An 11,694-nucleotide genomic window follows, 5' to 3' on the forward strand; every position below is an offset into this window, starting at 1 on the left:
ACTATCAATTTTAAAAATAAAAGAAGACCTAAGCCACCTCTCTTAATTATGCATCATAACACATTAATGATGTAAGATTTGACTCAAGAAGTTTTGAGTTCGATCGGACTGCGGATTTTCGAAGAAGTCGACAGGGTTGTTCTCCTCGATGATTTCTCCGGCATCCATAAAGATCACTCGGTCGGCTACTTCTTTCGCAAAGCCCATTTCGTGCGTTACACAAAGCATGGTCATGCCTTCTTCCGCTAATTCAACCATAACGTCTAGAACCTCACGAACCATCTCTGGGTCAAGTGCCGAAGTTGGTTCATCGAACAACATTACTTGTGGGTTCATGCACAATGAACGTGCAATCGCTACACGCTGTTGCTGACCACCAGAAAGCTGACCTGGGAACTTGTCTGCTTGCTCTGGTATCTTGACACGTTCTAGGTATTTCATTGCAATCGCTTCAGCTTCTTCTTTCGGCATCTTCTTCACCCAAATTGGAGCTAGGGTACAGTTTTCTAATACCGTAAGGTGAGGGAACAGGTTGAAGTGCTGGAAACACATGCCTACGTCTTTACGTACGGCTTCAATGTTTTTTAGATCTTCAGTTAGCTCATTACCTGAAACAAAGATGTGTCCTTTTTGGTGCTCTTCTAATCGGTTGATACAGCGAATCATCGTTGATTTACCCGAGCCAGAAGGGCCACAGATTACGATTTTCTCACCTTTCTTAACTTCTAGATTGATGTTCTTAAGAACGTGGAACTCACCGTACCACTTGTTCATATCTTTCAGTTCAATCATCAATTCTTGAGATTCGTTGTTTTGTTGTTGCGTCATAATACGTCCTTGATCTCTTTAACTATCGTTTGTGACCCGTGTGAAGTCTGTTTTCTAGCCATATCGAGTATCTCGACATACCAAAACAGAACACCCAGAACACTAACGCGACAAATACATAACTTTCTGTTGCATAGCCTAACCACTCAGGATCGGTGTTCGCCGCTTGACCAATACCCAGTACATCGAACATACCGATGATAAGTACCAGACTGGTATCTTTGAACAAGCCAATGAATGTGTTCACGATTGATGGGATAGTGATTTTCAGTGCTTGAGGAAGAATAATCAGCCCCATCTTTTTCCAATAGGTTAAGCCCAGTGCGTCAGCGGCTTCATACTGTCCTTTTGGAATAGCTTGCAGGCCACCACGAATTACCTCGGCCATATAAGCGGCACTAAATAGAACCACACCTACTAGCGCACGGAATAATTTATCGGTCTCAGAGCCCGCAGTAAGGAATAGTGGCAGCATTACAGATGCCATGAATAACACCGTAATCAGCGGAACACCACGCCAAATTTCAATGTATACAGTACAAATACTACGGATGATCGGCATTTCAGAGCGACGGCCAAGTGCCAGGGCGACACCAATCGGCAGTGACACAACGATACCCACTAACGCAATGATAAGCGTAACAAGTAGGCCACCCCATTTGTGCGTATCAACCACTTCCAATCCAAATACACCGCCGTATAGCAAGCCAGCAATGATAAATGGGTAGATGTTTACGAAGAACAACCAAATCCAAGTGCGTTTAGGTGTTTTCTCGTAGGCTAATAGCGCGACAAAGATAGCCAATGTTGCGTAGAAAAGGCGAGGGCGCCACAGTTCAGCTTCAGGGTAGAAGCCATACATGAACTGATCCCATCGAACGCTGATAAATACCCAGCAAGCCCCTTCGCTAGTACAAGCATCACGAGTTGTTCCGACCCAGTCTGCATTTAGGAAAGCCCAATCGAACGTTGTCCAGAGTAATGAAAAAGCGATGTAACCCAGAACAACGGTAACGATACTGTTGATTGGGCCATTAAAGAGGTTCTTTCTTAACCAACCGACGACACCAACGGTATTAGCGGGAGGTGGAAGATCCGGTTGAAATTGATGTGTGCTCATATTATCTCTCCACCAATGCTACTTTACGGTTATAGATATTCATTAACGCAGAGGTCAATAAGCTTAGCGTTAGGTATACACCCATGGTCATGGCAATAATCTCGATTGCTTGACCTGTTTGGTTGAGAGTCGTACCTGCAAACACAGAAACTAAGTCAGGGTAGCCAATAGCCATTGCTAACGAAGAGTTCTTAGTAAGGTTTAAGTATTGGCTAGTTAACGGTGGAATGATGATTCGCAGCGCTTGAGGAATAATAACCAGTTTTAATGTGCGAGATCGAGGAAGACCTAGAGACATCGCTGCTTCTGTTTGACCGTGGCTAACCGCATTAATACCAGAACGAACGATCTCTGCGATAAAAGATGCCGTATAGATACTCAAGGCTAATACAAGAGCGGCTAATTCAGGGATGATGCTTATACCACCTCTGAAGTTAAAGCCTTTCAATTCTGGATATTCCGCCGAAATCGGCATGCCAAGAACAAAGTAGACAACCAGAGGTAGACCAAAGATCAAGCTCAATGCGATTCGAAGCATCGGGGTTTGTTGACCAGTCAATTTCTGTTTGTTGTTAGCCCAAATATTAATGATGATGGTGGCAATGATGCCAACAATTAACGCGCCGATAACGAAGCTGCTTCCTTGTTCAAGAACAGGAGCAGGCAAGTAGAGGCCACGCACATTTAAGAATATAGCTTCACCCAAACTGAGACTTTGTCTTGCCGATGGGAGTGCTTGAAGCACCGCGAAATACCAAAAGAAGATTTGAAGTAGTAGTGGGATATTTCGGAAGATTTCAATGTATACCGCTGCAAAGCGACTCACTAGCCAGTTAGATGACAGTCGAGCAACCCCCATAGTGAAACCAAGTACTGTGGCTAGAATAATGCCTAGCACTGATACTAAAGCGGTGTTTAATAAGCCGACAACGAAAGTTCGACCATATGAGAAGGTTTCGTCGTAATCGACGAGGGTAAGGCCGATACCAAAACCCGCTTCTTGACTTAAAAAGTCAAAACCAGTGGCGATGCCCCGGGCTTCTAGGTTGGTAAGGGCGTTATTTATAATAGTATAGAAGAAGGTGCCAAGTGCTCCGATGGCGATGATCTGGAAAACAACAGATCGAAAAGTCGGGTTGTATAACAGGTTAGCACTTTTAGCTTCGGGTTTTTCCTGGGAAGGAGTAAGAGTGTTGTTAGGTTTCATACTGCAATAACCTCAAATCCATTTGATATTTAGGGCGGAAAAACCGCCCTAAATCGTGTTACTCAATTATTCATTTTTCGGTTTGTTGCAATCACGCTAAAAAGCTTGATAGCAACGTTTACGAACAAGTAATCACGTCGTGTGCTATTAACGGATTGGTGGAGCGTACATAAAGCCGCCCGAATTCCATAATGCATTTACACCACGATCGATTTGAAGTGGAGAACCTGTACCAACAGTACGTTCGAAACTCTCACCGTAATTACCAACTTGCTTGATGATTTGGTAACCCCAGTCGTCACGAATGCCAAGGCCTTTACCTTGAGGACCGTCTACACCAAGAATACGCTTGATATTTGGATCTTTTGACTTAAGCATTTCGTCAGCATTTTTAGAGGAGATACCGTACTCTTCTGCATTAACCATTGCTGAAAGTGTCCACTTAGCAACGTTGAACCATTTGTCATCATCTTGACGAACAACTGGGCCTAGAGGCTCTTTAGAGATAATTTCAGGAAGAACTTGTGCTGATTTTGGATTAGCTAGGTTTAAGCGAAGCGCGTATAGACCAGATTGGTCTGTAGTAAGAACGTCACAACGACCTGCGTCGAAACCTTTAGATGTTTGTGCTGCAGTATCAAATACCACTGGTTTATAAGACATACCATTATTACGGAAGTAATCGGCTAGGTTTAGCTCAGTCGTTGTACCTGATTGTACACATACAGAAGCGCCGTCAAGTTCTAGAGCGCTGGTTAGGCCAAGATCTTTCTTCACCATGAAGCCTTGACCATCGTAGTAGTTAACGCCTACGAAGTTCAGACCCAGAGCCGTGTCACGATGCAGTGTCCATGTTGTGTTACGAGACAGTACGTCGATTTCGCCAGATTGAAGCGCAGTGAAACGCTCTTTTGCTGTTAGAGGTACATACTTAACTTTAGTCTTGTCACCGAGTACAGCCGCTGCAAGAGCTTGACAATACTCAACATCGATTCCTTCCCATTCACCTTTTGAGTTTGGGTTAGAGAACCCTGGTAGACCTGTACTTACACCACAAGTTAAGAAGCCTTGAGATGTGACTTTGTCCAGAGTGCTTTCTGCCGCTGATGCTGATGTTGCCATCATCGCAGTTGATGCAGCTACTACTGAAGCAAGAAGTGTTAGTTTATTTGTCATTTGTATCCTTCCTTGTTAACCAGGTGACACCTGATACTCGTGCTCATTTGAGTTTTTCTATATGTGTTGCGTTTTCTATGACCTTGTTGTTCAAATCAAACGAGTTGCATTTTGCAAATGAAACCGTATGCGATTTAATCAACTATTGATAAGGTTAGGAAAGGATCTGCAGTTTCACAAATGTATAATTTAAAAAGATTTTTGAATGAAATCACAAATCCGAACACATTTAGAATGACCAAATGTTAACTTAATGTAAATAGCGCAAAGGTTCACACTGTTGGTGCAACAAGATTTAGATTTTTATATTGATAATCGACCAGATAAAAATCCTGAATGAATCTCACACAGGTGAAATATTAAACTTAAAAAAGATTGAAATTTGGTCAATAAATATTTTTATTACACTTCGATAGTTTATTAATATGTTCAAAATTTGGTAGCATATTTGAATAGTTATTGAAGTCATCTCAAGGAAGAACATGCGTTATTTCCCAATGTTTTTGGATGTAGAGAATAAGCCTATTCTCGTGGTCGGTGGTGGTGAGGTTGCTTGCCGTAAAGTGGACAGCTTGCTGAGGGCCGGCGCGGATGTCACTTTAGTTTCTCCCAAGGTAGCACCTTACTTACAACAGCTTGTTGATGAGAACAAATTTCGCTGGGTGCAAAACTTTTACTCGTCACAAATCATCTCTAAAGATTACCTTCAAGTATGGGCGACCACAGATAACCCTACCTTGAATCATCAAGTGTATAATGATGCAAAGAAACTGGGTATTTTAGTCAACGTGGTTGATGATTTGCCATACTGCGATTTCATTACACCTTCAATGATAAATCGTGGAAGAATCCAAATTGCGATCTCCAGTGGTGGAGCATCACCTGTTTTGGTGAGAAATATTAGAGAAAAACTCGAAACAGTACTGCCTCAGAAAATTGGCCTTCTCGCCGACTTTGGTGCATCAAAACGCAACTCGATCAAAGAGTCGTTTCCTACCGTTGATGAACGTCGCAAGTTTTGGGAGCGCTTTTTATCGTCCAGTTTTATCGAGCAGGTAACGGATAGAGAGCAATTAGAAGCGCATTACCAACATGCACTGACAGAAGGCGTTGATAGTGAAGGGCAGGTAACTTGGGTCGAATTTGAACAAGATGTTGAGTTGCTGTCCATGAAAGCGTTACGCTTGATGCAGGAGGCTGAGCTGGTATTGGTTCCCAAAGATTGCCCATTTGAATACGTGGACTTGTGTCGTCGTGATGCTGAAAGAGAAAGCTATGCTAATAGCGGAGAGCTCTCTACGAAGCTTGAGCAAGCAAAAGCCGAAAATTTAAGAGTATGTGTGTTCATCCCACCAGCGAGCGTTGAATTTAACCTCTTAGTAGGAAAAGACTTGAAGCTCTCTTCTGCTAAGGTTTTAAGTTGAAGGTAATACGCTTAAAAGTATGGCATTTATAGTAGTCATATACGCCTAAGGGTTTCATTACTGGTTAGGGATATGCCAAACAAAACAACTAGGTCAATAAAAAGCCACTTCGCAGGAAGTGGCTTTTTGTTATTTCGAACACAAATTGTGATTAGGATAGAGCAACGGATAAATGAGGTTGCTCAAATCCCAATTAGTCGCGGAAGTTATCGAATTGGAAAGGTTGACCAAGTTCACCGTTACGAACTAATGCCATAACAGCTTGTAGATCGTCACGTTTCTTACCTGTTACACGTACTTTTTCACCTTGAATAGACGCTTGAACCTTAATCTTGTTGTCTTTAATTAGCTTAACGATTTTCTTTGCAACATCAGTTTCGATACCTTGCTTAAAGATAACCGTTTGGTGCCAAGTGCGACCTGTTTGATCTGCTGCTTTCGCTTCCATCGCGTTAGGATCAACATTACGCTTCGTTAGGTTACTGCGAAGAATATCGCGCATTTGCTTAAGCTGGAAATCGTCTTGAGCAGTCAGTTTTACCGACTCATCTTTGTAGTCAAAGCTTGCGTCAACACCGCGGAAATCGAAACGAGTCGATAGTTCACGGTTAGCATTGTCTACAGCGTTACGTAGTTCTACTGCTTCTACTTCAGAGATAATGTCAAATGATGGCATAGTGTTATTTCCTTAAGCTAAGTTTCTATCTTTAATTGCTGTTGCAAGCATGTCTAACATTGTCGCGGTATCTTCCCAGCTTAGACACGGATCGGTAATCGACTTGCCGTATTCTAGGTTGTTGATATCCGTCATTGGCTGGTTACCTTCTTTAATAAAGCTTTCCGCCATGATGCCTGCAATTTGATTTTTGTTAGATTTGATCTGTTCACAGATGTCTTTTGCAACATCTAACTGCTTGCGGTGTTGCTTCTCACAGTTAGCGTGGCTGAAGTCTACGACTAATCGTTGAGGTAGGTCGAACTCGGCCAGTTGCTTACATGCGCTATCAACAGATTCTGCATCAAAATTTGGACCTTTATCACCACCACGCAGAATGACGTGACCGTATGGGTTGCCTGAAGTGCGGTAAACCGTCATACGACCATTTTTATCTGGTGAGTAGAAGTAGTGAGAAGCTTGTGATGCACGAATTGCATCAATAGCGATCTTGATGTTGCCGTTTGTCGCGTTTTTGAAGCCAACTGGGCAAGATAGTGCTGAAGCCATTTCACGGTGAATCTGAGATTCTGTAGTACGAGCGCCAATTGCACCCCAAGTGATCAGGTCTGCAATGTATTGACCCGTGATCATATCAAGGAACTCAGTCGCGGTTGCTAGGCCAAGCTTGTTGATATCAAGTAGAAGCTGACGTGCTTTGTTTAAACCTGTTTCCAGTGCGTATGAACCATCAAGGTTTGGATCGGTAATTAGACCTTTCCAACCTACAACTGTGCGAGGTTTCTCGAAGTAGGCTCTCATTACAACAAACAATTCGTCTTTGTATTGTTCTTGAATTTGGCTCAGGCGCTCAGCGTAATCAAGTGCCGCTTCTGTATCGTGAACAGAGCAAGGGCCTACGATAACTAATAGGCGGTTATCACGACCAGTTAGGATATCTTCGATTTGGCGGCGAGAATTTGCAATACGCTCAGCAACGTCGTCAGTAATCGGGTGTGCGTTGCCTAATTCGGCAGGAGTTGGCATAGGACCCAGAGCTTGAGTTCTCAACTCATCAGTTTTTAATGGCATGTGATAGCTTTTTTATTCTATTGCGAAGTGGTTAAGATAGCGGAATTGAACCGAGGAATAAACTCTCTTAAGTCAAAGTTATCTCTGTTATTATTAATATTCTTATTTTTATCAGCAGCACGACGCTAAATACGGGATTTTCACTTGTATTAACAGGCAGCTATCGGTATTTTCGTTTGAACACAACATAAAAATGCTGGAGCAGCAATGACTCAAGAAAATCAAAGCACTTTGCACCCAGAATTAGTCTTAGGCGATGTGCTGCCTTCTTATGACGACAATAATAATTCCAACCACTTATATGTATCTCTCTCTGAATTGGTCATGGATCGTGTCTTCTACCATCCAAGTATTGAAAGCCATTTAGATACACTTTCTGACATAGAGAAAACCTCTCTAGATGCCATTCTTGGTGGCACAAGCGTTGGTGAGCATTTCGTTTCTACCATAGTTACGGCGATTCAAGCGGCAGCTCGACCCAATCATACTTGTGTACGTATCGCGTTAAGCAACGCTGACAGCTATGGCTTTCGTTCGCTGTTAGGCGGCAATTGCGAAGTGGAAGAAGTAAACCCAGCACTTGGTGTTCGTGGTGTTGCGCGTTATGCGACACAAGAATACAGCAAAGCCTTTGCTTTGGAGTGTCAGGTCGTTAAGGCTCTGCGTGAACAAGGCATTAATGTGGAAGTGGTAGTTCCTTACGTACGCGCATTGAGCGACGCGGCTAAGATCATCGATTTACTTGCAGAACAAGGTTTGCCTCGTGGTTTGAATGGCTTGAAGGTGTTGTTCTCATGTGATGTGCCATCTGCGGTTCTACTGAGTGAACGTCTACTGCATTACTTTGATGGTGTGGCAGTGAATGTCGACAGCCTAGCGTCTTTCACGCTTGGTGTTGATAAGCAGAATGAAGCGCAGCAACACGCTTTTGACCCGCAGAACGAAGCGGTAATTACGCTGCTAGACATGATTGTGAAAGCGACACAGAACGCTAAGAAACCCGTTTTACTTGTGACTCAAGGTCTGATTGATTATCCGCGCCTACAAGGCTATATCGCTGACCTTGAAGGTGTTGAAACCGTCGTGACGGCGTAATTTAGCTTATTGCTTTAATTAATCAACTTGCTGTATGAGTCGATACTAAGCGTTAATGCCTTGAGAATAAAAGAGATGTCATTATGTGATGATATCTCTTTTTTTGTAACATATTTTTGACATTTTCATCGCTAGCCGATTAACTGGTCTGATGACTAATTAGGCTAGGTGATTCGAATGTTAACTCCTCTACAAAAAGCAAATTTCTATTTAAGTATGTTTGGCTTTTTCAAAGTCCCACTCATCTGGCTGTGTCGACCAAAGCTTCTGGTACTCGACAATGAGCGTGTAGAGGTGAAAATTCCACTCAGAAGACGAACTAAAAACCATTTAAATAGCATGTACTTCGGTGTTTTAGCTGTGGGTGCGGATGTAGCAGGGGGCTTTCTTGCAATGAGTAAATCTCAGCAGCAAGGTGAGAAGATCTCTTTGGCGTTTAAAGAGGTGACAGGTAACTTTCTGAAGCGCCCTGAAGGTGATGTGCATTTCACTTGTACTGATGGTGAACTGATCAACACTATGCTGGCGGAAACCATGTCGACCGGGGAGCGAGTGAATCAGCCAGTAACCATTATCGCGACGTGTCCATCTCTTCATGGCGATGAGCCGATGGCAGAATTTACGCTCACGCTTTCTATCAAAAAGCTCCCATCTAGAAAGTAGTCATAAGTAGCAGTTCATAGTGATATTGGGTGCGGTTTGGACCAAAAAAACGGTATGTAAATGTATATTCACATACCGTAATCGCAATACTTGTCGTAGCTCTATGACTCTTGTGTGATTTGCTCGATATCGACAATCTTTGAACGGTTCATGACGATCTTCCAACGATAATAAGTGGGTTCATTGTCGTGGTTGTTTTCTTTGATGATTAGGTTGAGTAGATGACGCTTCTCAACGGAATCTCGACTCACTTGGCCTTCATTCAATCGATAAATCTTGTTTGAGCCCTTATCCATTAATCGTGTCAGCGCTCTTAGGCTGATTGATAAGGTTTCACGCGTTTCTTCATAGCCACTCATAAACGTTGATGTCGACATCTCCGTATGCGAGCGGTAATGTAAGATTTGCTCTTCACGCTGCACCACACGTTTCTTACGTATCAACTGAATGCGGTCTGCGAGTTTAGAAAAGCTTGCGTAGTCTAACCACTCGAGTTTATGACCAACTGACTTATTGGTCGTTGGATCGTAATAGCGACGTTTCCACTTTGGCTTGCCTTTACGAAGCCAGCGCCAAAGAATGTCTCTTAAATCGTCTTTGAAGATCTCACGTAGCGCATAGATGAAAGACATCGCGACAATGAAAGAAGCGGTAATCTCTCCCAGGAAATCTCGGGCTAAGATAACCGTTGTGGTTACAACCACCATCACTAAGCCTGTCGCAACACCTTTCACAGCTCGTTTCACGTTTTTCCCCATTGAGGTGGTTTTCTCTTTGAGTACGATAGGATGCTCAATTAAACGACGCAGTAAGCGCATTTTGTTACTCAAACGGGTTATGTCTTCTCGTACCTTAGCAGAGTTATAGCGGTTCAGTTTTCGGTGAGCTGTCTCTTTATCGCAAAGGGTTAAGAGGCGCTCTTTAATGGTTGAATACTCGCTACCACGAGGCATGTGTGACACTAGCGATAGGAATTTTTGCTCGGTATACCAAGATAGGTAGTTGTCGATATTGGCGTAGTAGCGTTTCAGGTTTTCTTCATAAGGAATACTTCGACGCAGCTTCTTTAATATGTCTAACGCCAGTTCGATGACCTCATCCACTTCGTCTGCGGTTACGTCGTCACTATCATTTTTGTTTAAGCTGCTTACGGCTTTATCTAAAGCGATAACATATTGGTAGGCGAACAAGCTCAAACTTACACGGTATTGAGTGGTAGATAGTCGTCCACGTTTTGCCAAACGGCTGTGTACCAGAGGCAGTAGTGTTTTATCACTGTAGTACGCGCGTTTTTGAGTGATTGAGCTATAGAAAAATGCGCTCTCAGAAAGGACTTCTGGAGTGAGTCCAAGTTCACCGGGAATGAATAGATAAACATCCATGTCGAGCTTTTTTGTCTTAGCCATTGCATGGTTAATTTTGAGTGTTATCGCATCTTGTTTATCAACGGTGATCAACGATGGCTCCTAGAATGTAAAAATATGAATGAAACTAGCGAAAGCATATCAGAGATCACGTATAATCTCCGCCAAATTTAAAGTAGAGACAATCTTGATGATTAATATTGGTCAAATAAACAACTTAGAAGTAGTAAAACAAGCAGATTTCGGTGTATTCCTTGACGCTAGCGACTATGGAACGGTGTTGCTGCCGAAACGATTTACTCCTGAAGGTGTTGAAATTGGTCAAAAGTTAGATGTGTTCTTATACATTGATTCTGACAACCAGATCGCTGCAACGACTGAGAAACCTATCGCACAAGTTGGCCAGTTTGGCTTGATGACTGTTGAAGGTGTAAACAGCACCGGTGCATTCATGAACTGGGGCGTGAAAGGCAAAGACCTACTGGTTCCTTTCAGCGAACAACGTGGTCGATTAAACGAAGGTCAGTCAATCTTAGTATATGTGTACATTGATAAAGCATCTAGCCGCATTGTAGGTACAACTAAGTTTAACAAATGGTTAGACAACACTCAGGCGAATTATAAACGTAACCAGCAAGTTGACTTAATCATCGCTGAACGCAGCCAGCTAGGCTACAAAGCGATCGTTAACGGCGAACACTGGGGTATGATTTTCCCATCAGACATTATCGGTAAATTATTTATTGGTAAGACACTGAAAGGCTACATTAAAAACATTCGTGAAGAAGACGGTAAGATTGACCTTTCTCTTCAGAAAGTGGGTGTAGCTAAGATGGATGACCTAAGTGTTAAGATCTTAGACTTGCTTGAGAAAAAGGGCGGCTTTTTGCCTTTGAATGATAAGTCTTCACCTGAAGCGATCTTCTCTGCTTTCAGAACCAGCAAAGGTACATTCAAAAAAACCATCGGTGGTTTGTACAAGGCTGGCAAGATCTCTATCGATAAAGAAGGCATCAGACTAGCTAAATAAGCCAAGCCCTCGGTTATAAAAAAGCCCAAACTTTCCGGTT

General features: G+C 42.8%; 11 protein-coding genes. 4 read left to right on the forward strand and 7 right to left on the reverse strand.

The features are described 5' to 3' along the window. Positions 1-63: 63 nt before the first annotated feature. The 4 genes from ACTRWI_RS08990 to ACTRWI_RS09005 all read right to left on the reverse strand — a co-directional run bounded on the left by ACTRWI_RS08990 (position 64) and on the right by ACTRWI_RS09005 (position 4,331). Positions 64-792, reverse strand: coding sequence for an amino acid ABC transporter ATP-binding protein (locus ACTRWI_RS08990; RefSeq protein ID WP_499130705.1), 729 nt, complete (start codon positions 790-792; stop codon positions 64-66). Between the two features lie 58 nt (positions 793-850). After that, positions 851-1,948 carry an amino acid ABC transporter permease gene (locus ACTRWI_RS08995; RefSeq protein WP_499130656.1) on the reverse strand — a complete coding sequence of 366 codons (1,098 nt, stop codon included), beginning with the start codon at positions 1,946-1,948 and terminating at the stop codon, positions 851-853. Between the two features lies 1 nt (position 1,949). Next, positions 1,950-3,155 carry an amino acid ABC transporter permease gene (locus ACTRWI_RS09000; RefSeq protein WP_499130657.1) on the reverse strand — a complete coding sequence of 402 codons (1,206 nt, stop codon included), beginning with the start codon at positions 3,153-3,155 and terminating at the stop codon, positions 1,950-1,952. Positions 3,156-3,302: 147 nt separating this feature from the next. Next, entirely contained in the window at positions 3,303-4,331 is a 1,029-nt protein-coding gene (locus ACTRWI_RS09005) for an amino acid ABC transporter substrate-binding protein (RefSeq protein WP_499130659.1), read from the reverse strand. Between the two features lie 482 nt (positions 4,332-4,813). Between ACTRWI_RS09005 and ACTRWI_RS09010 the strand changes: the two genes are divergently transcribed. Further along, entirely contained in the window at positions 4,814-5,755 is a 942-nt protein-coding gene (locus ACTRWI_RS09010) for a precorrin-2 dehydrogenase/sirohydrochlorin ferrochelatase family protein (RefSeq protein WP_499130661.1), read from the forward strand. 193 nt (positions 5,756-5,948) lie between these two features. Here the strand turns inward: ACTRWI_RS09010 and ACTRWI_RS09015 are convergent, their stop codons facing one another. Both ACTRWI_RS09015 and ACTRWI_RS09020 read right to left on the reverse strand, forming a co-directional pair. Continuing rightward, entirely contained in the window at positions 5,949-6,431 is a 483-nt protein-coding gene (locus ACTRWI_RS09015; protein ID WP_004742331.1) for a YajQ family cyclic di-GMP-binding protein, read from the reverse strand. A 12-nt stretch (positions 6,432-6,443) separates the two neighbouring features. Further along, positions 6,444-7,502: a 3-deoxy-7-phosphoheptulonate synthase gene (locus ACTRWI_RS09020; RefSeq protein ID WP_499130663.1), complete on the reverse strand. Its 1,059-nt coding sequence runs from the start codon at positions 7,500-7,502 to the stop codon at positions 6,444-6,446. Between the two features lie 207 nt (positions 7,503-7,709). Between ACTRWI_RS09020 and ACTRWI_RS09025 the strand changes: the two genes are divergently transcribed. Both ACTRWI_RS09025 and ACTRWI_RS09030 read left to right on the forward strand, forming a co-directional pair. Next, positions 7,710-8,597, forward strand: a complete 888-nt coding sequence (locus ACTRWI_RS09025; protein WP_499130665.1) for a putative PEP-binding protein — start codon at positions 7,710-7,712, stop codon at positions 8,595-8,597. 177 nt (positions 8,598-8,774) lie between these two features. Then, complete coding sequence (locus ACTRWI_RS09030; protein WP_499130666.1) at positions 8,775-9,260, forward strand: PaaI family thioesterase; 486 nt, start codon at positions 8,775-8,777, stop codon at positions 9,258-9,260. Between the two features lie 101 nt (positions 9,261-9,361). On the opposite strand, the gene ACTRWI_RS09035 is transcribed toward ACTRWI_RS09030, so the two are convergent. Next, on the reverse strand, positions 9,362-10,717 hold the full coding sequence (locus tag ACTRWI_RS09035) for a hypothetical protein (RefSeq protein WP_499130668.1): 1,356 nt from the start codon (positions 10,715-10,717) through the stop codon (positions 9,362-9,364). Between the two features lie 97 nt (positions 10,718-10,814). On the opposite strand from ACTRWI_RS09035, the gene ACTRWI_RS09040 reads away from it, so the two are divergent. Continuing rightward, a complete protein-coding gene (locus ACTRWI_RS09040; RefSeq protein WP_499130707.1) occupies positions 10,815-11,654 on the forward strand; it encodes a CvfB family protein in 840 nt (279 codons plus the stop codon). The last annotated feature ends 40 nt before the right edge of the window (positions 11,655-11,694 follow it).

The organism is Pseudoalteromonas sp. G5_S1_14_S5 (genome assembly GCF_054968605.1).